At 62.6% G+C, this 19,950-nt stretch carries 18 protein-coding genes; 9 read left to right on the forward strand and 9 right to left on the reverse strand.

The features are described from left to right. Window positions 1-3 precede the first annotated feature (3 nt). Window positions 4-1,440 (reverse strand): cytochrome ubiquinol oxidase subunit I, encoded by a 1,437-nt coding sequence (locus tag ACMGGN_RS18260; protein WP_046784713.1) that lies wholly within the window; start codon window positions 1,438-1,440, stop codon window positions 4-6. Window positions 1,441-1,787: 347 nt separating this feature from the next. Here ACMGGN_RS18260 and ACMGGN_RS18265 point away from each other — a divergent pair, with 347 nt between their 5' ends. From ACMGGN_RS18265 to trmA, 3 genes are all read left to right on the forward strand, one after another. Beyond that, window positions 1,788-3,008: an MFS transporter gene (locus tag ACMGGN_RS18265; protein WP_125923832.1), complete on the forward strand. Its 1,221-nt coding sequence runs from the start codon at window positions 1,788-1,790 to the stop codon at window positions 3,006-3,008. A gap of 154 nt (window positions 3,009-3,162) precedes the next feature. After that, entirely contained in the window at window positions 3,163-4,458 is a 1,296-nt protein-coding gene (locus ACMGGN_RS18270; protein WP_046784711.1) for an NCS2 family permease, read from the forward strand. Continuing rightward, window positions 4,455-5,540: a tRNA (uridine(54)-C5)-methyltransferase TrmA gene (trmA, locus tag ACMGGN_RS18275; protein ID WP_125923831.1), complete on the forward strand. Its 1,086-nt coding sequence runs from the start codon at window positions 4,455-4,457 to the stop codon at window positions 5,538-5,540. Before ACMGGN_RS18270 ends, trmA begins: the two co-directional genes overlap by 4 nt. Before the next feature lie 38 nt (window positions 5,541-5,578). On the opposite strand, the gene pcaG is transcribed toward trmA, so the two are convergent. Together pcaG and pcaH are read right to left on the reverse strand one after the other, a co-directional pair. Next, the gene (pcaG, locus tag ACMGGN_RS18280) at window positions 5,579-6,184 is read right to left on the reverse strand and encodes a protocatechuate 3,4-dioxygenase subunit alpha (protein WP_046784709.1); all 606 of its coding nucleotides are present in this window, start codon (window positions 6,182-6,184) and stop codon (window positions 5,579-5,581) included. A 10-nt stretch (window positions 6,185-6,194) separates the two neighbouring features. Beyond that, the gene (gene pcaH, locus ACMGGN_RS18285) at window positions 6,195-6,914 is read right to left on the reverse strand and encodes a protocatechuate 3,4-dioxygenase subunit beta (RefSeq protein ID WP_046784708.1); all 720 of its coding nucleotides are present in this window, start codon (window positions 6,912-6,914) and stop codon (window positions 6,195-6,197) included. A 188-nt stretch (window positions 6,915-7,102) separates the two neighbouring features. On the opposite strand from pcaH, the gene ACMGGN_RS18290 reads away from it, so the two are divergent. Together ACMGGN_RS18290 and ACMGGN_RS18295 are read left to right on the forward strand one after the other, a co-directional pair. Further along, complete coding sequence (locus ACMGGN_RS18290; RefSeq protein WP_046784707.1) at window positions 7,103-7,987, forward strand: neutral zinc metallopeptidase; 885 nt, start codon at window positions 7,103-7,105, stop codon at window positions 7,985-7,987. Window positions 7,988-8,174: 187 nt separating this feature from the next. Next, complete coding sequence (locus ACMGGN_RS18295) at window positions 8,175-10,094, forward strand: methyl-accepting chemotaxis protein (RefSeq protein WP_119688269.1); 1,920 nt, start codon at window positions 8,175-8,177, stop codon at window positions 10,092-10,094. Window positions 10,095-10,224: 130 nt separating this feature from the next. Here ACMGGN_RS18295 and ggt read toward each other — a convergent pair whose 3' ends face one another. The 3 genes from ggt to ACMGGN_RS18310 all read right to left on the reverse strand — a co-directional run bounded on the left by ggt (window position 10,225) and on the right by ACMGGN_RS18310 (window position 13,586). After that, window positions 10,225-11,892 (reverse strand): gamma-glutamyltransferase, encoded by a 1,668-nt coding sequence (gene ggt / locus ACMGGN_RS18300; RefSeq protein ID WP_119688268.1) that lies wholly within the window; start codon window positions 11,890-11,892, stop codon window positions 10,225-10,227. A gap of 117 nt (window positions 11,893-12,009) precedes the next feature. Continuing rightward, a complete protein-coding gene (locus ACMGGN_RS18305) occupies window positions 12,010-12,906 on the reverse strand; it encodes a LysR family transcriptional regulator (protein WP_125923829.1) in 897 nt (298 codons plus the stop codon). A gap of 89 nt (window positions 12,907-12,995) precedes the next feature. Then, entirely contained in the window at window positions 12,996-13,586 is a 591-nt protein-coding gene (locus ACMGGN_RS18310) for an NAD(P)H-dependent oxidoreductase (protein WP_046784703.1), read from the reverse strand. Between the two features lie 157 nt (window positions 13,587-13,743). On the opposite strand from ACMGGN_RS18310, the gene ACMGGN_RS18315 reads away from it, so the two are divergent. Next, window positions 13,744-14,058 carry a putative quinol monooxygenase gene (locus ACMGGN_RS18315; RefSeq protein WP_046784702.1) on the forward strand — a complete coding sequence of 105 codons (315 nt, stop codon included), beginning with the start codon at window positions 13,744-13,746 and terminating at the stop codon, window positions 14,056-14,058. Here ACMGGN_RS18315 and ACMGGN_RS18320 read toward each other — a convergent pair. Next, window positions 14,048-14,812: a sulfite exporter TauE/SafE family protein gene (locus tag ACMGGN_RS18320; RefSeq protein ID WP_204919666.1), complete on the reverse strand. Its 765-nt coding sequence runs from the start codon at window positions 14,810-14,812 to the stop codon at window positions 14,048-14,050. The genes ACMGGN_RS18315 and ACMGGN_RS18320 overlap by 11 nt on opposite strands. A 78-nt stretch (window positions 14,813-14,890) precedes the next feature. Here ACMGGN_RS18320 and ACMGGN_RS18325 point away from each other — a divergent pair, with 78 nt between their 5' ends. Further along, a complete protein-coding gene (locus ACMGGN_RS18325) occupies window positions 14,891-15,775 on the forward strand; it encodes a LysR family transcriptional regulator (protein WP_119688267.1) in 885 nt (294 codons plus the stop codon). 123 nt (window positions 15,776-15,898) lie between these two features. Beyond that, window positions 15,899-16,243 (forward strand): cupin domain-containing protein, encoded by a 345-nt coding sequence (locus ACMGGN_RS18330; protein WP_003258412.1) that lies wholly within the window; start codon window positions 15,899-15,901, stop codon window positions 16,241-16,243. 132 nt (window positions 16,244-16,375) lie between these two features. Here the strand turns inward: ACMGGN_RS18330 and mmsB are convergent, their stop codons facing one another. Together mmsB and ACMGGN_RS18340 are read right to left on the reverse strand one after the other, a co-directional pair. Continuing rightward, window positions 16,376-17,263 carry a 3-hydroxyisobutyrate dehydrogenase gene (mmsB, locus tag ACMGGN_RS18335; protein WP_174142287.1) on the reverse strand — a complete coding sequence of 296 codons (888 nt, stop codon included), beginning with the start codon at window positions 17,261-17,263 and terminating at the stop codon, window positions 16,376-16,378. 10 nt (window positions 17,264-17,273) lie between these two features. Continuing rightward, window positions 17,274-18,800, reverse strand: coding sequence for a CoA-acylating methylmalonate-semialdehyde dehydrogenase (locus tag ACMGGN_RS18340; RefSeq protein ID WP_115273564.1), 1,527 nt, complete (start codon window positions 18,798-18,800; stop codon window positions 17,274-17,276). A gap of 132 nt (window positions 18,801-18,932) precedes the next feature. Here ACMGGN_RS18340 and ACMGGN_RS18345 point away from each other — a divergent pair, with 132 nt between their 5' ends. Further along, window positions 18,933-19,883 (forward strand): LysR family transcriptional regulator, encoded by a 951-nt coding sequence (locus ACMGGN_RS18345; RefSeq protein WP_115273563.1) that lies wholly within the window; start codon window positions 18,933-18,935, stop codon window positions 19,881-19,883. Window positions 19,884-19,950: the final 67 nt, after the last annotated feature.

A 19,950-nucleotide genomic window follows, 5' to 3' on the forward strand; every position in this document is an offset into this window, starting at 1 on the left:
GGCTCAGTTCTCCTTGCTCAGGCTGGGGGCAGTGGCCTTGCGGCCTTCATCGGCGGCGGAAAGCGGCCGTGCCGGCGTGCGTTTCTGGCCGGGACCGCCAGGGGTGTGCTCGTCGCCCTCGCCCGTTTTCGGCCCTTTGCGCACAAGGCGCATCATGTAGCCCAGGCCAGTGCCGAACAGCGCGAAGTACACCACCACGAATGCAATCAGGGTAAAGCCCAGCTGGGCGTAGCTATGGTTGGAGACACCCTCCGAGGTACGCATCAGGCCGTACACCACCCACGGCTGGCGGCCGATCTCGGTGGTGAACCAGCCGGCAAGAATGGCGATCAGGCCCGATGGGCCCATCCACAGTGTCAGGTACAGGAACGGGCGTGAAGTGTAGAGGGTGCCGCGTTTGCGCAGCCAGAGGCTCCACAGGCCAACGAAGATCATCAGGAAACCAAGCCCGACCATGACCCGGAACGACCAGAAGACAATGGTCGAATTGGGACGGTCCTCGGGCGGAAACTCCTTCATCGCAGGCACTTGTTTATCCAGGCTGTGGGTAAGGATCAGGCTACCGAGCGCCGGGATTTCAACCTTGAAGCGGGTGGTTTCGGCTTCCATGTCCGGGATGCCGAACAGGATCAGCGGGGTCGGCTCGCCAGGAACGTTCTCCCAGTGGCCTTCGATTGCAGCAATTTTCACCGGCTGATGCTTGAGGGTGTTAAGCCCGTGGAAATCACCGATCACAGCCTGGATGGGGGCGACGATCAGCGCCATCCACATGGCCATCGACAGCATCTTGCGCACCGCCGGGTTATCGCGCCCGCGCAGCAGGTGCCAGGCCGCCGAGGCGCCAACGAAGAAGGCGGTGGCAACGAACGCGGCGGTGGCCATGTGCATCAGGCGGTAGGGGAACGACGGGTTGAAGATGATCGCCAGCCAGTCCACCGGGACGACCCGACCGTCGATGATCTCGTGGCCTTGCGGGGTCTGCATCCAGCTGTTGGACGCCAGGATCCAGAAGGTCGACACCAGCGTACCCAATGCCACCATCACGGTGGAGAAGAAATGCAGGCCGCGGCCCACGCGGTTCCAGCCAAACAGCATGACGCCGAGGAAGCCCGCCTCGAGGAAGAACGCGGTCAGCACCTCATAAGTGAGCAGGGGGCCCGTGACAGCGCCGGCGAAGTCGGAAAAACGACTCCAGTTGGTACCGAACTGGTAGGCCATGACCAGGCCGGAAACCACCCCCATACCGAAGTTGACGGCGAAGATCTTCGACCAGAAGTGGTAAAGGTCACGGTAGACCTGCTCATGGGTCCTCAGCCAAAGGCCTTCGAGAACCGCCAGGTAACTCGCAAGGCCAATGGTGATGGCCGGGAACAGGATGTGGAACGACACGGTAAAGGCAAACTGAATTCGGGCGAGCTCGAGGGCTTCTATTCCGAACATGGTGCTTCCTCTTCAGGTAATCCGGCTTCCGGGCTCGTGGCCCGTCGCCCACTGCCCCCGCGTTAGTGTCGAGTGCGGCACGTTGGAATTGTTCTGTTCGATCGCAGGGATTTCGGCCCACTGGCCAAATCGTTGTTTCTGGAACGATTGATCCAGATCAACGATTGATAGCAAGCATAGTCCCGAATGGCCCGGCAGGCGGTGCGGTTGTTTGCCGCGTGACCGGTTGCCCCACCCCCTTCCAGAGCCGAAGAAACCGTGTCGACAACGGCAAACAGTAACCGTTTGTTACAAACAGATGATAATCTGCCGCCCCCCCTCTACTGCGCCGAGGCCACAGGTTTCCGATGTCCGATTCCGCACCGCAGTTGTTGCGCCATCACCGACCTTTCATTGCCTTTTGGCTGGCCCGGGTGTTCACCGCCAGCGGTTTTCAGATGCTTACCGTTGCCATTGGCTGGCACCTCTACCAATTGACCGGCAATGTGCTCGACCTGGGCCTGGTAGGCCTCGTCGAATTCGCGCCGCGGGTGCTGTTCATGCTGCACACCGGGCACGTCGCCGACCGCTATGACCGGCGCAAGGTCGCGGCCCTGTGCCAGACGCTGCAGGGGTTGATCGCCCTGGTGCTGGCCTTGGGCAGCGCCACCGACAACGTCAGCCGCGAACTGATCTTCGCCCTCGCCTTCCTGCTCGGAGCCACCCGCTCGTTCGAAATGCCCGCCACCCAGGCGCTGCTGCCCAATGTGGTGCCGCCCGGTCTGTTTCCTCGGGCCGTAGCGGCCTCAGCCTCGGCCACCCAGGCGGCGACCATCGTCGCCCCGGCCGTGGGCGGGCTCCTGTATGCCTTCGGCAGTACCTGGGTGTATGGCCCGACCGTGGCCCTGTATGCCATTGCCTGCCTGCTTATGCTGACCCTGGATTCGCGCCAGCAAGTGCCGCAACGCGGTCGCGCCAGCCTGGAGTCGCTACTGGCAGGCGTGCGTTTCATCCGCAGCCGGCCAGACATTCTCGGGGCGATTTCCCTCGACCTGTTCGCCGTGCTGTTGGGAGGCGCCACCGCGCTGCTACCAGTGTTCGCCAAGGATATCCTGCTCACCGGCCCTTGGGGCCTGGGCCTGTTGCGGTCGGCGCCAGCGGTGGGCGCGCTGTTGATGTCGTTCTGGCTGGCGCGCTTCCCGGTGGAGCGCAAGGTCGGCCGCACCATGTTCACCGCAGTCGGGGTGTTCGGCGTGGCAACTATCGCCTTTGGCCTGTCGACCTCATTCTGGTTCTCGCTGGCGGTACTGGTAGTGCTGGGTGCAGCAGACATGATCAGCATGGTGATACGCGGTGCGTTCGTGCAACTGGAGACGCCGGATGAGATGCGGGGCCGGGTAAGCGCGGTCAACGGCCTGTTCATCGGTGCCTCCAATCAGCTCGGTGAATTCGAATCGGGGGTCACGGCGCACTGGTTCGGCACGGTGCCGGCGGTGGTGCTGGGGGGCGTCGGCACCTTGGTGGTGACCGGAGTGTGGATAAAGTTGTTCCCGACACTGGCCACGCGGGATCGGTTGCACAATGGTTGACGGGGGCCTGAACGGCCATAGGCCCCTGCCAGTCATGCTGGTATGATGCGCGGCTTTTTTCCTCCCCACGCAAAACCACGGCAGCCGTTACGGTCTGTGCTTTGCTGATGGGGTCGATACATTCACGGCGCCGGGGGCGCCTCGGGGAGCGGGCATGCTGGAAAGGCTGTTTCAACTAAGAGCACACAACACCAACGTGCGCACCGAGATTCTTGCGGGCGTCACCACCTTCCTGGCCATGGCCTACATCCTGTTCGTCAACCCGAGCATTCTTGGCGAAACCGGCATGGACAAGGGCGCGATCTTCGTCGCCACCTGCCTGGCTGCCGCCATCGGCTCGGCGACCATGGGCCTGATCGCCAACTACCCCATCGCCTTGGCGCCGGGCATGGGCTTGAACGCGTTCTTCACCTACACCGTGGTCCTGCACATGGGGCACACCTGGCAGGTCGCGTTGGGCGCGGTGTTCCTCTCGGCGGTGATGTTCTTCCTGCTGTCGATCTTCCGCATCCGCGAGTGGATCGTAAACAGCATCCCGCTGCCGCTGCGCTCGGCCATTGCCGCGGGCATTGGCCTGTTTCTGGCGCTCATCGCCCTGCATAACGCCGGCATCGTCGTCGATAACCCGGCCACCCTGGTGGGCATGGGCGACCTCAAGCAGCCGTCGGTGATCCTTGCCACGCTGGGCTTCTTCCTGATCGTGGGCCTTGAAGCGCTCAAGGTGCGCGGCGCGGTGCTGATTGGCATTCTCGCCGTGACGGTCGCTGCGATCGCCATGGGCGTCACGCCGTTCGGCGGTATCGTGTCGATGCCCCCTTCGCTGGCACCGACCTTCCTGCAGCTGGACATCGCCGGGGCACTCGACGTAGGCCTGGTCAGCGTGATCTTCGCTTTCCTGTTCGTCGACCTGTTCGACAACTCCGGCACCCTGATCGCCGTGGCCAAGCGCGCCGGCCTGATGGGCAAGGACGGCCACATGCCGAAGATGGGCCGTGCCCTGATCGCCGACAGCACTGCGGCCATGGCCGGTTCGCTGCTGGGCACCTCGACCACCACAAGCTACATCGAGTCGGCAGCAGGCGTGAGCGCCGGTGGCCGCACCGGCCTGACCGCCATCGTGGTGGCCGTGCTGTTCCTGCTGGCGCTGTTCTTCGCCCCGCTGGCCGGTAGCGTACCGGCCTTTGCCACCGCACCGGCGCTGCTGTTCGTCGCCGTGCTGATGGCTTCGGGCCTGGCGGAAATAAACTGGGACGACGTGACCGAGGCCGCACCGGTGGTGGTCACCGCCCTGGCCATGCCGCTGACCTACTCGATCGCCAACGGCATCGCCTTCGGCTTCATCTGCTGGACCGCCGTCAAGCTGATTTCCGGCCGCCGCCGCGACCTGAACCCGGCACTGGTGATCCTTTCCATCCTGTTCGTCATCAAGCTGGGCTGGTTCAACGCATGAGTGCTGCCTTCGACCCTAGCGCCTACGACGCGCAACTGCAGGCCAAGGTTACCCGCCTGCGCGAGCTGCTGGCCCCCTTCGGTGCGCCGCAGCCCGCTGTGTTCGACTCGCCGCGCGAGCATTACCGCTTGCGTGCCGAGTTCCGCCTGTGGCGCGAGGATGGCCAGCGCCACTATGCGATGTTCGCCCCGGGCGAGAAGCACAAGGCCATCCTGATCGACGATTTCCCCATCGCCAGCGAGCGCATCAACGCATTGATGCCGCGCCTCAAGGCTGCCTGGCAGGCCAGTGAAGAACTGAGCAATCGGCTGTTCCAGGTGGAGTTCCTCACCACCCTTGCCGGCGATGCGATGGTCACGATGTGCTACCACCGCCCGCTGGACGAGGCCTGGGAAGTGGCAGCACGGCAGTTGGCCGAAGAACTGGGCGTGAGCCTGATCGGCCGCTCCAAGGGCAAGCGGCTGGTCATCGGCCGTGATTACGCCGTGGAAAAACTCGATGTGGCTGGCCGGGTGTTCAGCTATCGCCAGCCGGAAGGCGCATTCACCCAGCCCAATGGCGCGGTTAATCAGAAGATGTTGAGCTGGGCGTACGACGCCATCGGCGAGCGCGATGACGACCTGCTGGAACTGTACTGCGGTAACGGCAATTTCACCCTGCCGCTGGCCACCCGCGTACGCCAAGTGCTGGCCACCGAGATCAGCAAGACCTCGGTCAACGCCGCCCTGAGCAACCTCGAAGAGAACGCGGTGGATAACGTGCGCTTGGTGCGCCTGTCAGCGGAAGAGCTGACCCAGGCGCTGAACGAGGTTCGTCCGTTCCGACGGCTGGAAGGGATCGACCTGAAGAGTTATGCGTTCGGGACCGTGTTCGTCGACCCACCACGTGCGGGGATGGACCCGGATACTTGCGAGCTGACACGGCGTTTTGAACGGATTCTGTATATCTCGTGCAATCCAGAAACGCTGGCGGCCAACATCGAGCAGTTGCAGGACACGCACCGCATCGAACGCTGTGCGTTGTTTGACCAGTTCCCGTATACCCACCACATGGAAAGTGGGGTATTGCTGGTTCGGCGCTGATTGACGGAAATTGGGGCTGCTTTGCAGCCCCAATACACTCAGAAGTCGAAGAAGACCGTCTCCCCTTCCCCCTGAACACGGATATCGAAACGGTACGCCGTCTTGCCATCCACCTCGCAACGCTTGGCAATCAAGGTTTCACGGCGCTGCGGCTGCTCGATCAGGTTGAGCACCGGGCACTTGGCGTTCGCTTCGGCCTCATCATCGAAATACAGCCGCGTGTGCAAGTGGATGTTGATGCCGCGAGCAAACAGGCTGATGTTGATGTGCGGGGCCATCGGCACACCGGCAGCGTTGTTCACCACACCGGGCTTGACGGTCTGCACGGTCCACTCACCGGCATCGAAGGTGGTGGCAGTACGACCGAAGCTGTTGAAGGCGTTTTCCAGGTTGTAGTCATCCTGGTACTGGCCATTGGCATCGGCTTGCCAGAGTTCCAGGAATGAATCGCGCACCAGGTGGCCGTTGCCGTCATACACCTGGCCGATCAGCAGGATGTGTTCACCCGGTGCCTGCGGCTTAGCCAGACGGTTCCAGATTTCCTGATCACGGGTAGGGTTACCGGCCGCTTCCAGGGCCAGGCCGATGTGCACGTAGGGGCCGGCGGTCTGCGAGGGGGTTTCCGGCAGCAGTTCGATTGGCATGGCGGGGTCCTCAGCAGTTTTCGAAGTGGGTTTTGCGCTGGCCGCGCAGCACGATGTCGAAGCGGTACGCCAGGCAATCCATGGGGTTGGCGTTGCTCATGTCGAGCTTGGCGATCAGTTGCTGCACCGCTTCTGGGTTGGCGATCGACTTGACGATCGGGCACATCGGGATCAGCGGGTCGCCCTCGAAGTACAGCTGGGTGATCAGCTTGGTGGCGATCGACGGGCCGCTGACAGCGACGTGGATGTGCGCCGGGCGCCAGTCGTTCGGGCCGTTGCGCCATGGGTATGGGCCGGGCTTGATGGTGCGGAAGCTGTAGTAGCCTTCACTGTCGGTCAGGCAGCGGCCGACACCACCGAAATTCGGGTCCAGCGGGGCCAGGTAGCGGTCGTTCTTGTGGCGGTAACGGCCGCCGGCGTTGGCCTGCCAGATCTCTACCAAGGTATTGGGCACTGGCTTGCCGTACTGGTCGACGACACGGCCAGCAACGATGATGCGCTCACCAATCGGCAGGCCGCCGTTGTTGAAGTTCAGCAGCAGGTCATGGTCGTGGGCGCCGAAGCCCAGGTGGGTGAAGTCCGGGCCGGTGGTTTCGCTGATCGACTGCGGGATGCTGACCAATGCCTGGCGCGGCGAGCGGGCAATGGAAGTCTTGTAGTCGGGGGTCAGGGCCTTGGGGTGCCAGTTGCGATCACGGATCACGAAGCGGCTGTTGTCCTGGGCGGGCATGCCGTTTTCCTCTCTTGGAGTTATCAAAGCGCCTGTGGTTCGCAGGCGGACTTGCAGTTTCGGATAGGTCGCCCCAGATGAATATTGAATTCCGCCGACCGTTACTTAACCAAATGGTTATGCATTAGTACCTTTGGCTGGCGTGAACTAACCTTTGTCTTCATGTTTCAGGCTCTGGAGTGCACTTCATGGAATGGCGAAAAGGCCGTCGTAGCGACAATGTGGTCGATGCCCGTGGCCAAGGCGGCGGCGGTGGTGGCATGCGCTTTGGCGGCGGCAAGGGCCTGGGGCTCGGGGCCATCCTGCTGATCGTCGGCATCGGTTGGCTCACTGGCCAGGACCCGCTGCAGATCCTCGGCCAGCTCACTGGCCAGATGGAGCAGCAGCAAGCCCCAAGCGGTGCGGGCAACAAGGCCCCAGCGGCCAACGACGAGCAGGCCCAGTTCGTCGCCTCGATCCTGGGCGACACCGAAGACACCTGGAAGGCTCTGTTCTCGCAGGCTGGCAAGCAGTATCGCGACCCTAAGCTGGTGCTGTTCAGCGGCCAGGTGAATTCCGCCTGCGGCTTCGCTTCAGCGGCGGTGGGGCCGTTCTACTGCCCGGCCGACCAGCGGGTGTACCTGGACATGTCGTTCTTCCGTGAAATGGAAACCCGCTTCGCCGCCGCAGGCGACTTCGCCCAGGCCTACGTGATCGCCCACGAGATCGGCCACCACGTGCAAACCTTGCTTGGCGTGTCGGCCAAGGTCGATGCCGCGCGCCGTGCAGGCCAGCGCCTGGAGGGTGACAATGGCTTGCTGGTGCGCCAGGAATTGCAGGCCGACTGCCTGGCCGGTGTATGGGCTTACCAGGCGCAGCAACGCCTGAACTGGCTGGAGCCAGGGGATGTCGAGGAAGCACTCAATGCTGCCAATGCCATCGGTGATGACCGACTGCAGCAAAAGGGCCAGGGGCGCGTGGTACCTGACTCCTTTACCCACGGCACCTCGGCGCAGCGGGTGCGTTGGTTCAAGGCCGGGTTTGCCCAGGGCGATGTGAACAGCTGCGACACGTTCAGTGCGCGAAGCCTTTGAAATTTCAAGGGGTCCCTGCGCGCGGCAAGCCCGCTGCCGCGCGTGGTGTTGCAATTGAGCTGAAAAAGCGTTTCAGCTTCCCCGCCATTTGCCGATAACCCCTGCACGATTCAGCGGGCATCCAGAACAACAACGCCTCGCGATCGAACATTGATCAAGTGAGCGAAATCATTTCTGGAGAGCGTGCATGAACAGCTGGTTTGCCAACATCAGCGTCAACCTCAAACTCGGCCTGGGCTTCGGCCTGGTGCTGGTCCTCACCGGCCTGCTGGCCCTGACCGGCTGGAACAGCCTGGGCAGCCTCATCGACCGCAGCAACTGGATGGGCGATATCGGCAAGCTCAACAAAGACCTGACCGACCTGCGCGTAGCGCGCCTGCAGTACATGATCGCCAATGGCGACGATGCTGCCGCAGCCAACACCCAGGCCAAGCTGGATGCCTTCAGCAAGCAGCAAGAATACCTGGTCAGTACTTTCAAGAGCCCGGAAAACGTCAAGCTGCTCAAAGAACTGGGCCAGACCATCAGCGAGTACGAGGTTTCGCTGAACAAGATGCGTGCCGGCTACAAAGGCTCGCTGGCTGCACGTGACGCGATGAATGTATCGGCTGCCAAGGCCGACGCGGCCATGGATCTGCTCGGCGAGGACGTCATGGGCCGCCCCGAAGCCGATAGCGTGCGCTTGTCGCAATACCAACTGATCAGCAAGGCGCGCCAGCAACTGCTGCAAGTGCGAGTGGATGTGCGCGGTTATATTGCCGACAACTCTGCGGCCAACGAACAGGCCGCCCTGCGCCAGCTGGAGTCGGCACTTGCCGAGATCGACAACCTGAAGCGTCAGCTGCCTGCCGAAGCCACGCGCGTGCAGCAGTTGGAGCAATCGATACAGGCCTACCGCGAGGCCGTGCGCCAGTTCCGCGATGCAGTCGCCGACATCACCACCGCCCGTGCAGAGATGACCGTGCAGGGCGGCGATATCGTCAAGCGCAGCGACGCGCTGTACAAGATCCAGATCGACCGCCGCGACGCCGAGAGCGCCCAGGCGCGCAGCCTGCAGACCATCGCCACGTTGCTGGCCCTGCTGGTCGGTGTACTGGCGGCGGTGCTGATCACCCGCCAGATCACCCGCCCGCTGCATGACACGCTGCAAGCGGTGGAGCGCATCGCTGGTGGCGACCTCACCCACGACCTGCGTGTTACCCGTCGCGACGAAATCGGCGTGCTGCAGCAGGGCATCGCCCGCATGGGCACCACCCTGCGCGAGCTCATCACCGGCATCCGCGACGGTGTCACGCAGATCGCCAGCGCCGCTGAGGAACTGTCGGCGGTCACCGAGCAGACCAGCGCTGGCGCAAACAGCCAGAAGGTCGAAACCGACCAGGTCGCTACCGCCATGCACGAAATGGCCGCGACCGTTCAGGAAGTGGCGCGCAATGCCGAGCAGGCTTCGCACGCAGCGACCGGCGCCGATGACGAAGCACGCGCAGGTGATCGCGTGGTCGGTGAAGCGATCAGCCAGATCGAACGCCTGGCCGAGGAAGTGCACCGCTCCACCGAAGCCATGAACCTGCTGCAGCAAGAAAGCCAGAAAATCGGCAGTGTCATGGATGTGATCAAGTCGGTAGCCGAACAGACCAACCTGCTGGCGCTCAACGCTGCCATCGAAGCCGCCCGTGCCGGTGAGGCTGGCCGTGGCTTTGCCGTGGTCGCCGACGAGGTACGTGGTTTGGCCCAGCGTACGCAGAAATCCACCGAAGAGATCGAAGAATTGGTGGCTGGCCTGCAACATGGCACCCAGCAAGTGGCCAACGCCATGCAAGGCAGCCGCACCCTGACCGACAGCAGTGTCGAACTGGCGCGCAAAGCCGGCACTTCGCTGGAAAACATCACCAGCACGGTGTCGAGCATCCAGTCGATGAACCAGCAGATTGCCGCGGCAGCCGAGCAGCAGAGTGCGGTGGCTGAGGAGATCAGCCGCAGCATCCTGAATGTGCGCGATGTGTCGGAGCAGACCGCAGCGGCCAGTGATGAGACCGCGGCGTCCAGTGTCGAGCTGGCGCGCCTGGGTGGGCACCTGCAGACGCTGGTCAGCCAGTTCCGCGTCTGACCTCGTACTTTAGGGCCGCTTTGCGGCCCATTGTCGGCAAGCCGGCTCCATCAGGGATACGCAAGGCTCGAGGCTGCGCGATATCAGTAGGAGCCGGCTTGCCGGTGATGATGGTAGAGCTGACAGCCGATTATTTAACGACCATCCCCACCCCGCGCCCACGCGGATCCGAAGCCGTCTCAAGCTTCGCCCCGTTCACCCGGATCGCCTGGATATCCCCCATCTCCCAGCCCTGATCCTCCAGCACGTAACCCATCTTCTTCAGGTCGTCGGCTACCGGCCCGCTCAGCGGTGCGTAGCTGTCGAAGTAGATGGTGTCCTTGGGCAACAACTGGTGGTGCACACGCTGCGCCGCCACGGCCTTGTCCAGGGGCATGCCGTAGTCGTACAGGTTGTTCATCACCTGGAAGATCGAAGTGAAGATCCGCGAGCCGCCGGGCGTACCGATCACCAGTGCAACCTTGCCATCGCGGGTCATCAGGCTCGGGCTCATGGACGACAGCATGCGCTTGCCCGGCTCGATAGCGTTGGCATCACCGCCCACTACACCAAAGGCATTGGCTGCGCCCGGCTTGGCACTGAAGTCGTCCATTTCGTCGTTGAGCAAAAAGCCCGCGCCCTTGACCACCACACCACTGCCGTAGTCGAGGTTGAGGGTGTAGGTATTGCTGACCGCGTTACCCTGTTTGTCGACGATCGAGAAGTGCGTGGTCTGGTGCGGCTCCAGGCCCGGTTTGACATCCTCGGTCGCGGAAATGGCCTTGGGGTTGACCTGCGCGGCGCGCTTGGCCAGGTAATCCTTGGCGATCAGCTGGTCTACCGGCACCTTGGTGAAGGCCGGGTCGCCCAGGTAGTCGGCGCGGTCGGCGAACACGCGCTTCTCGATCTCGGCCAGCAGGTGAATGTATTGCGCCGAATTGTGCGCCACGCCTTTGAAATCGGCCGCACGGTCTTCCTTGATGCCCAGCAACTGGGCCAGTGCAACGCCGCCCGAGCTTGGCGGTGGCGCGGTGTAGACCACATTGCCGCGCCAGCTCAGGGCCATGGGCTCACGCCAGACGGCCTTGTAGTCCTTGAGGTCTTCTTTGGTGATCAGGCCTTTGTCAGCCTGCATCTGCGCCACCAGCAGGTCGGCGGTCTTGCCCTGGTAGAACTCGCTCACGCCCTTGTCGGCAATACGTTCGAGGGTCTGGGCCATCTCTGGCTGCTTGAACAACTCGCCCACCTTCATGGTGCCGAAATAGTCGTTGAAGTTGGTCGCGGTCTTGAACAGGCCCTGCGCGTCATTGCGATACTGGTACTGCTTTTCGGCAACCTTGAAGCCGTTTTTCGCATAGCCGATCGCGGGGGTCAGCAGCTCGCTCCAGGGCAGCTTGCCGAATTTCTCGTGCGCTTCCCACAGGCCCATCACCGTGCCGGGCACGCCGGCTGCGCGCACGCCGACCAGGCTGAGGTTCTCGATCACCTCGCCTTTTTCGTCCAGGTACATGTTGCGGGTCGCGGCCTTGGGCGCCACTTCCCGGTAGTCGAGGAAATACGGCTTGCCGTCGACGAACAGGGTCATGAAACCGCCGCCACCGATGTTGCCGGCCTCAGGGTAGGTCACCGCCAGAGTGAAGGCGGTGGCCACTGCTGCATCCACCGCGTTGCCACCTTTTTTCAGGATGTCGGCGGCTACCTGTGCGCCATATTGATCGGGCGCGGCCACCGCGCCACCCTCCAGGGTTACCGCATAGGCCGATGAACAGCTCAAGATCGCGGCGCCGAGGGCCATGGACTGGAACAGGACAATACGCATGACACTTCCTTGGTGTTGTTTTTGTTGATCACTCAGTAAGGCCGAAGCGTCTCGACTGTGCAATCACATGTAGGAAGTTTCGCCGCCCTTGGACAGGATTTGTCGCGTTCAGGCAACTCAGCAGGCGTACATCGCCAGTTTGCGCTGGATGAAGTCGAGGAAACACTGGATGCGCAGGGCCAGTTGCGTGTTGCGGTAGTAAACAGCGTGGATCGGCTGGCGGTAGCCGTTGTTGGCCTCGCTCAGAATGACCTGCAGGCGGCCGGTGCGGATGTCCTCGTGGGTCATGAAGTGCGACAGGCTGACGATACCCTCCCCGGCCAGCGCCAACTGGCGCAGGGTCTCGCCGCTGGAGGCGATCAGCGCCGGGCGGATCGCCCAGCGGTCCCCTTGGGCATGGCGCAGCGGCCACTGGTTGAGTGACTCGGGCTGGCTGAAACCGAGCAGGCAGTGATGGTTCAGGTCTTCGACATGCTGCGGTGTACCGTGCCGCTCAAGGTACGCCGGACTTGCCAGTACCTGCACCGGGCTGCAGCCCAGCGAACGGGCGTGCAGGCTGGAGTCGGCCAGCTCACCGATGCGGATCGCGACGTCGGTGCTCTGCTCCAGCAGGTCGATGATCAGGTCATCGGTGTTCAGTTCCAACTCGATGTCGGGGTACTGGCTGCGAAATTCACCGATCCACGGCAAGATCGCGTGCAGCATGAACGGCGCTGCGGCGTTGATGCGCAGGCGCCCGGAAGGCGTCTGGCGGTTCATCGACAGGCGCTCTTCCATGTCATTCATCTGCTCGAGCACCAACCGTGAGCGTTCCAGGAAGAAGCGCCCTTCTTCGGTCAGGTCCATGCGCCGGGTGGTGCGATTGACCAGCGTAGTGCCCAGCTTTGCCTCCAGGCGCGACAATGTGCGGCTGACCGCCGAAGGGGTCTGCCCCAGTTGCTCGGCGGCAGCGGAAATCGAACCGCAGTCGATGACGGCGACGAATACCTGGAGTTCTTCGGATCGGGTTTTCACAGGATTGGCCTGACAATGATATGCCGTGATTGATAGCGGCTGATCGGCCTCTATGCAAGGGGGCGCGAAGCGGCACTATTGAAAGCCACTTACTGAGCCATGCCGAACACTTTATTCAGATGCGCCTCATAAGCTGCCAATGCAGCCGGCACATCCGGGCGCTTCATCACATCGACTGCCAGATAGGTCGGCAGGCCGGTCATGCCAAGAAACTCATTGGCCTTGTGGAACGGGAAATACACTGCATCCACCCCTTTGCCCTCAAAGAAATCGCTCGGGTCGTCGAAGGCCTGCTGCGGTGCGTTCCAGGTCAGCGACAGCATGTACTGCTTGCCCTGCACCAGACCGCCGCTGCCGTACTTCTGCGAAGCATCCGAGCGAGTCCGGCCGTCGTTGGCGTAGAGGCTGCCGTGGCCTGCTGTGAAGACTTCGTCGATGTATTTCTTCACGGTCCAGGGTGCGCCCATCCACCAGCCCGGCATCTGGTAGATCACCACATCGGCCCAGAGGAACTTCGCCACCTCTGCCTGCACGTCGTAGCCCGCGTCGATGAAGGTTTGCTGCACGTCGAAACCGGCTCGGTCGAGATGAGCAAGGGCGGCGTCGTGCAAAGTCTGGTTAAGGCGACCTTCGGAATGGGCGAATTGTTTACCGCCATTGAGCAGGAGAATCTTTTTCATGCTGACCTCAAGTCAAGAATCAATGGCCGGCAGATTAGCGATTCAGGGTCACGGGATACAGGGTGAGCGGGGCAAAATACAATTGACCATAAGTCACGAATACGAAGCTTATTATTGCCTTAGAATCGCTTCACCCTCCACCAACGAGTTGTGATCAATGAGCGAGCAATACGCCTTCATTCTCAAGGCAAAGACCCGTCCGGAAATGGCCGACGCCTTCGATACCCTGTTCCGTGCTTACGTTGAACCGAGCCGCAATGAGCCTGGCTGCATCGAATACCACATGCTGCGCGACAAGGAAGACCCGAGCCTGTTCGTATTCTTTGAGGTGTGGGCCAACAAAGCAGCGTTGGACGTGCATTCGGCCCTGCCGCATATGGTCGAGTTCTTCGAAAAACGTATGGACTACCTGGAGCGCGACTTCGATATCCAGCTGATCGAAATGCTCAGTGCGTCCTCCGCTAGCCGTTGATCAGCAGATGGCCGCCCAGCGCGGCCAGGCCGATGAAGAAGCACCGTTTGAACAGCTCGGCGCTGATGCGCTGCCGCAACCACTGGCCAGCCAGCATGCCCAGCAGCGCGGGCGCCAGCATCAGCAATGAAGCGCCCAGTGCCTGGCTGCCCAGGGCGTCTTGCCCGGCCAGCCCCAGGGCCAGCGCCACGGTCGAGACGGTGAACGACAGGCCCAATGCCTGGATCATTTCGTCTCGGCTCAGGCCAAGGCTCTGCAGGTAGGGCACTGCGGGCATCACGAATACACCCGTGGCGGCAGTCACGATGCCGGTCACCCCCCCGCACACTGGTCCCAGCCACCCTTCCCTGCCCGGCGCCAGCCGCAGGCCAGGCCCGATCAAGCCATACACCGCATACACCAGCAGCGCCGCGCCCAACGCGTGCGCCGCCCATGGGCCACTGTTGATCCCCAACCAGGCACTGCCGACCAGCGTGCCGATGAAAATCATGGCGAGCATCGGCCCAAGACGCCGCAGCAACGCCGACAGATGGCCGCCCGCCGCCAGTTGCCAGAGATTGGTGATGGTCGATGGCACGATCAGCAAGGCGGCAGCCTGCGCCGGAGGCATAGCCAGGCCCAAAAGCCCCATCGCAATGGTCGGCAGGCCCAGGCCGATCACGCCTTTTACCGCGCCAGCCAGCACGAAAGTCACGATTACCAGCAGGGACAAGGCCGGCCCGATATGTTGATAGAAAGCGATCAGGTTATTCATGACCACCATCATGGCGTGCACCGCAGTGGCTGAAAATCTGCCATATACTCACCCTGACTCTCGCCAGGACAGAGGCTGATGCATTTCGACCTGATTGATCTCACGCTGTTCCGGCACACCCTGGAGTGCGGCAACATCACGGCCGGGGCCCGCAGCAGCCACCTGTCGCTGCCTGCTGCCAGTGCGCGAATCCGCGCCATGGAAGCCTCACTCGGTACTGCGTTGCTGGAACGCAACCGCCGCGGTGTGCAACCGACCCCGGCTGGCCAGGCGCTGCTTCAGCATGCGCGGTTGATCGGCCAGCAGGTCGAACGCCTGCAGTTCGACCTGGGCCAGTACGCTCAGGGGCAGCAGGGCCAGGTACGCCTGCTGTGCAACACGGCGGCGCTGACCGAATACCTGCCGGAGCTGCTGGCCGGGTATCTGGCCGACAACCCTGGCGTGAGCGTCGACGTGCAGGAAATGCCGAGCCTGAGGATCGTGCAGTCGATCACCCAAGGCATGGCCGACCTGGGCATCATCTCCACCGCTGCGCCCAGCACGCACCTGCAAACCCGACCGTTTCGAGACGACCCGCTAGCGCTGATCACACCGCTGGCTCACCCCCTCAGCTCGAAGCCTGCCCCAAGCTTCATCGACAGCCTTGCCCACGGGCATGTCGGGCTCGGTGCGAACAGCGCCCTGGCGTTGTATCTGGAGGAACAGGCCCTGCGCGAAGGTAGGCGCATGCGCGTACGGGTGCGCGCCGAAGGCTTTGACGGGGTGATCCGCATGGTTGCGGGTGGCGCCGGGGTTGGCGTGGTGCCGCTGGCGGCAGTGAAGCGCTGGGAAGGCCTGTTGCCGCTGCACTGGGTGGCGCTGCGCGAGGATTGGGCGAATCGCCGCTTGCGGCTGTGCGCACGGGATTTTGCGGGGTTGCCGGGCTATGCGGCCGGGTTGGTCGAGCGGCTGGCAAAGGCCTGAACGCTCATCCCCACACGCATGCGCATAGCGCAGTCAGGCACCTGAGCGTCGAGCCCAGGCAACTGCGGCTCGGCCAATGGCCCTATGGTGTCGAGTCATTCAGCCAGTCACAGGAGTTGTGCCATGTCCGATTTCATTACCGTCCTGCGCGAAACCTGCCCGACGCCGGTCGTGGACGCCACCAAGTGGAAGCGCATCGGCGGCGATCCACACACCGTCAACCTCAATGCCTACCTGTCGGCCGACGGCAGCAAGATCATGGGCACCTGGATCTGCACACCGGGCAAATTCGAGGTCAACTACGAGAAGTGGGAGTTCTGCCACTTCCTCGATGGCTATTGCATCATCACTCCGGAAGGTGAGGAGCCCAAGCACCTGAAGGCGGGTGATGTGTTCGTGATCGAACCTGGGATGAAAGGGACTTGGGAAGTGGTTGAGACGGTACGCAAGTATTTCGTTTTCGCCTGATCCAACGTGTTGTTTGTTGTCCCCGGCGAAGGGCCTCAACAGACAAAAAAATCGCGGAGCAAGTGCCCTTCCCTCTGGTGCGCAGTTACAGAGGGAAGGCCGCCCGGCCCGCGATGAAGTCCACCTCGCTCGTCAATTCTTCTTGCGGTACCCCTCGACAATCGCCGAGAAATCTTTGCCACCCTCACCCCGCAGGCTCATTGCCTGATAGAGCTGCTGGGCCACAGCACCGAGAATCACTGGCTGATGCGCCTGACGCGCAGCCTCGGTAGCCAGCCCCAGGTCTTTGAGCATCAACTCGGCGCCAAACCCGCCGGTATAGCCGCGTGATGCCGGGGCGGTTTCGATGATGCCCGGCCACGGGTTGTAGGTGTCGGAACTCCAGCAACGCCCTGTCGAGCTGTTGATAATGCCCGCCAGCACCTTGGTATCGATGCCCAGCGCATTGCCTAGCGCCATGGCCTCGGACACGCCGATCATCGAGATGCCCAGCAGCAGGTTGTTGCAGATCTTGGCGATCTGCCCGGTGCCGACCTCGCCACAGTGCACGATGTTGCGGCCCATCTGTTCCAGCACCGGCTTGAGCGTGGCGAACAGTTCAGTGCTGGCGCCGACCATGAAGGTCAGTGTGCCGGCCGCCGCGCCGCCGGTGCCGCCGGAAACCGGCGCATCGCCCATGTCCACGCCTTTGGCCGCAGCGGCCTTGGACACCTCGCGCGCAGTCTGCGGATCAATGGTGCTGCAGTCCACGGTCGGTGTGCCCGGGCGCACGCCCGCCAGCACGCCGTCGTCGTTCAGGTAGACACTGCGCACATGGGTCGCGGCCGGCAGCATGGTGATCACCAGTTCGCTGCTGGCTGCCGCTTCCTTGGGCGAGGCGCTGACCTGCCCGCCCAGTTCGGCGAGCTCGGCCAGTACGGTCTTGTTCAGGTCGAACAGGTTCAGCTGGTGCCCGGCCTTGATCAGGTTGCGGGCCATGGGGGCACCCATATTGCCCAGGCCGATGAATGCGATACGCATGGCGATCTCCTTAGCGCAGGCTGATGGTGGTGTTCACACCGTCATTGACGCTGTCGTCATCGAACCAGCGGGCGGTAACGGTCTTGGTCTGAGTGTAGAACTGCACCACCTGCTTGCCGTACGGGCCAAGGTCACCGAGCTTGGAGCCACGCGAACCGGTGAAGCTGAAGAACGGCACCGGTACCGGGATCGGAATATTGATGCCGACCTGACCGATGTCGATTTCGCTCTGGAACTTGCGCGCCGCCGCGCCGCTCTGGGTGAACAGGCCGGTACCGTTGCCGAACGGGTTGGCATTGACCAGGGCGATGGCCTCGTCGAGGGTGTCGACTTCCAGGGTCACCAGTACCGGGCCGAAAATTTCCTGAGTGTAAACCTGCATGTCGGTCTTCACCCCGGAGAACAGCGTCGGGCCGACAAAGTTGCCTTGCTCGTAGCCCGGCACTTTCACGTCGCGGCCGTCGAGTTCGAGCTTGGCCCCCTCCTTGATACCGCTCTCGATCAGGCCCAGCACGCGCTCCTTGGCGCGCTTGGAGACCACCGGGCCGACATCGGTGCCCGGCTCACTACCGGCGTTGACCTTGAGCTTGCTGGCCGCGTCCTTGATGTCCGGCAGCCATTCACGCGCCTTGCCCACCAGCACCGCCACCGAGGTGGCCATGCAGCGCTGACCCGCCGCGCCGAACGCTGCGCCGACCAGGGCGTTGATGGTCTGGGTGCGGTTGGCATCGGGCAGGACCACGGCGTGGTTCTTCGCGCCCATCATCGACTGCACGCGCTTGCCGTGCTGGCTGCCCAGGTTATACACATGGGTGCCGACTTCGGTGGAACCGACGAAGGAAATCGCCTTGATATCCTTGTGTGTGCAGATCGCATCCACCACCTGCTTACCGCCGTGCACCACGTTCAGCACACCGGCCGGCACGCCGGCTTCCAGCGCCAGCTCGACCAGCATCATGGTCGACAGCGGGTCCTGCTCGGACGGCTTGAGCACGAAGGTGTTACCGCAGACGATGGCCATCGGGAACATCCACAGAGGGATCATCGCCGGGAAGTTGAACGGGGTGATGCCGGCGCACACACCGATGGGTTGGCGCAGTGTGTAGGTGTCGACACCGCCGGCGACGTTTTCGGCGAACTCGCCCATCTGCAAGGTGCCGATGGACGCGGCGTGCTCGACCACTTCCAGGCCGCGGAAAATATCACCTTCGGCATCGGCAATGGTCTTGCCCTGCTCGGCGCTCAGGGTCTGGGCGATGCGCTTGCTGTGTTCGCGGATCAACGCCTGCAGCTTGAGCATGATGCGCATGCGTGCGCCGATCGGGGTGTCGCGCCAGGTCTTGAAGGCGCGCTCGGCAGCAGCCACGGCGGCATCCACTTCTTCGACGGTGGCGAACGGCACTCGCGCCAGCACCTGCTGGGTGGCCGGGTTGACGATGTCGCGCCATTCGGTGGTTTTCGACTCGACCCACTGGCCGTCGATCAGCAGCTTGACCTGCTCGACCTTGGTCTGGTCGGGGGATTGGGGTGCGTTCATCTGCGTTCTCCTTGGAATTATTGTCAGGACGAGATCGCCAGCGCCGTGCAAACGCGAGGTGGCGTCATGGGGCTTTTTTCGAGTATAGATGTGCAAACATCCAACAAGAACGCACAAAAAAACCGGATCAACATGCAAAAAGATCTCACCTCCCTGAGCGCGCTCAACTGGGACGACCTGAAGTTTTTCCTCGAAGTGGCCCGCACCCGCAAGGCCAGCAGCGCCGCCAAACGCCTGAGCGTGGACTACACCACGGTGTCGCGGCGCATCACTTCACTGGAAGGCGCGCTGGGCACGTTGCTGTTCGAAAAATCGCGGACCAATGGCTTTGTCCTGACCGCCGAGGGGCAGCGCTTGCTCGGTTATGCGGAGTCGATCGAAAGCACGCTGCACATGGCCTGCGAACAGGTGTCCGGTTCAGGTGTGGCGTTGTCGGGCCATGTGCGCATGGGCTGTACCGAAGGCTTCGGCAGCTTTTTCGTTACCCCGCAGCTGAGCCATTTCGTCGATGCCTACCCGGCGATATCGGTGGATATCCTGCCGCTGCCGCACTTCATAAGCCTCTCCAAACGCGAGGCGGACATCGTCATCGCCCTGGAGCGGCCCGAGCATGGGCCTTATGTGTGCTGCAAGCTGTGCGACTATCGCCTGCGGCTGTATGCGACCCAGGATTACCTGGACAACCATGCGCCGATCAACCAGGTCAGCGACCTGGTTGGCCATCCGTTCATCAGCTATGTGGATGACCTGGCGTTCAGCTCAGAGCTGCTGTACCTGGCCAACCTGATTCCCAACGCCAGCGCGCACCTTCGCAGTACCAGCGTGATTGCACAGTACACGGCGGCGTTGCAGGGGCGAGGGTTGGCGATCTTGCCGTGTTTCCTGGCGGCGCAGGATGCGCGATTGGTCACGGTGCTGCCTGAGCAGATCGAGGTGACGCGGCAATTCTGGATGTATTGCCGGGAGGATCTGCGCAAGTTGAAGCGCATTACCTTGCTGTGGGAGTACATTCGTGGGGTGACGGAGGCGAATGCGCCGTTGTTGATGGGGCAAACGCGTGAGATGCGTTTCGCTCAGGAGTGATGGGGCTGCTGTGCAGCCCATCGCCGGCAAACCGGCCCCACGCTTTCCACTGCCTTCGATGTAGTTG

The sequence above is a fragment of the Pseudomonas sp. BNK-30 genome, from assembly GCF_047456185.1.
In the GTDB taxonomy this organism is placed as follows: domain Bacteria; phylum Pseudomonadota; class Gammaproteobacteria; order Pseudomonadales; family Pseudomonadaceae; genus Aquipseudomonas; species Aquipseudomonas putida_E.

Excerpts from the sequence above, each read along its gene's own strand:
- ACMGGN_RS18260 (WP_046784713.1), bottom strand. The coding sequence starts at position 1,440 with ATGTTCGGAATAGAAGCCCTCGAGCTCGCCCGAATTCAGTTTGCCTTT.
- ACMGGN_RS18265 (WP_125923832.1), top strand. The coding sequence starts at position 1,788 with ATGTCCGATTCCGCACCGCAGTTGTTGCGCCATCACCGACCTTTCATT.
- ACMGGN_RS18270 (WP_046784711.1), top strand. The coding sequence starts at position 3,163 with ATGCTGGAAAGGCTGTTTCAACTAAGAGCACACAACACCAACGTGCGC.
- trmA (WP_125923831.1), top strand. The coding sequence starts at position 4,455 with ATGAGTGCTGCCTTCGACCCTAGCGCCTACGACGCGCAACTGCAGGCC.
- pcaG (WP_046784709.1), bottom strand. The coding sequence starts at position 6,184 with ATGCCAATCGAACTGCTGCCGGAAACCCCCTCGCAGACCGCCGGCCCC.
- pcaH (WP_046784708.1), bottom strand. The coding sequence starts at position 6,914 with ATGCCCGCCCAGGACAACAGCCGCTTCGTGATCCGTGATCGCAACTGG.
- ACMGGN_RS18290 (WP_046784707.1), top strand. The coding sequence starts at position 7,103 with ATGGAATGGCGAAAAGGCCGTCGTAGCGACAATGTGGTCGATGCCCGT.
- ACMGGN_RS18295 (WP_119688269.1), top strand. The coding sequence starts at position 8,175 with ATGAACAGCTGGTTTGCCAACATCAGCGTCAACCTCAAACTCGGCCTG.
- ggt (WP_119688268.1), bottom strand. The coding sequence starts at position 11,892 with ATGCGTATTGTCCTGTTCCAGTCCATGGCCCTCGGCGCCGCGATCTTG.
- ACMGGN_RS18310 (WP_046784703.1), bottom strand. The coding sequence starts at position 13,586 with ATGAAAAAGATTCTCCTGCTCAATGGCGGTAAACAATTCGCCCATTCC.
- ACMGGN_RS18315 (WP_046784702.1), top strand. The coding sequence starts at position 13,744 with ATGAGCGAGCAATACGCCTTCATTCTCAAGGCAAAGACCCGTCCGGAA.
- ACMGGN_RS18320 (WP_204919666.1), bottom strand. The coding sequence starts at position 14,812 with ATGAATAACCTGATCGCTTTCTATCAACATATCGGGCCGGCCTTGTCC.
- ACMGGN_RS18325 (WP_119688267.1), top strand. The coding sequence starts at position 14,891 with ATGCATTTCGACCTGATTGATCTCACGCTGTTCCGGCACACCCTGGAG.
- ACMGGN_RS18330 (WP_003258412.1), top strand. The coding sequence starts at position 15,899 with ATGTCCGATTTCATTACCGTCCTGCGCGAAACCTGCCCGACGCCGGTC.
- mmsB (WP_174142287.1), bottom strand. The coding sequence starts at position 17,263 with ATGCGTATCGCATTCATCGGCCTGGGCAATATGGGTGCCCCCATGGCC.
- ACMGGN_RS18340 (WP_115273564.1), bottom strand. The coding sequence starts at position 18,800 with ATGAACGCACCCCAATCCCCCGACCAGACCAAGGTCGAGCAGGTCAAG.
- ACMGGN_RS18345 (WP_115273563.1), top strand. The coding sequence starts at position 18,933 with ATGCAAAAAGATCTCACCTCCCTGAGCGCGCTCAACTGGGACGACCTG.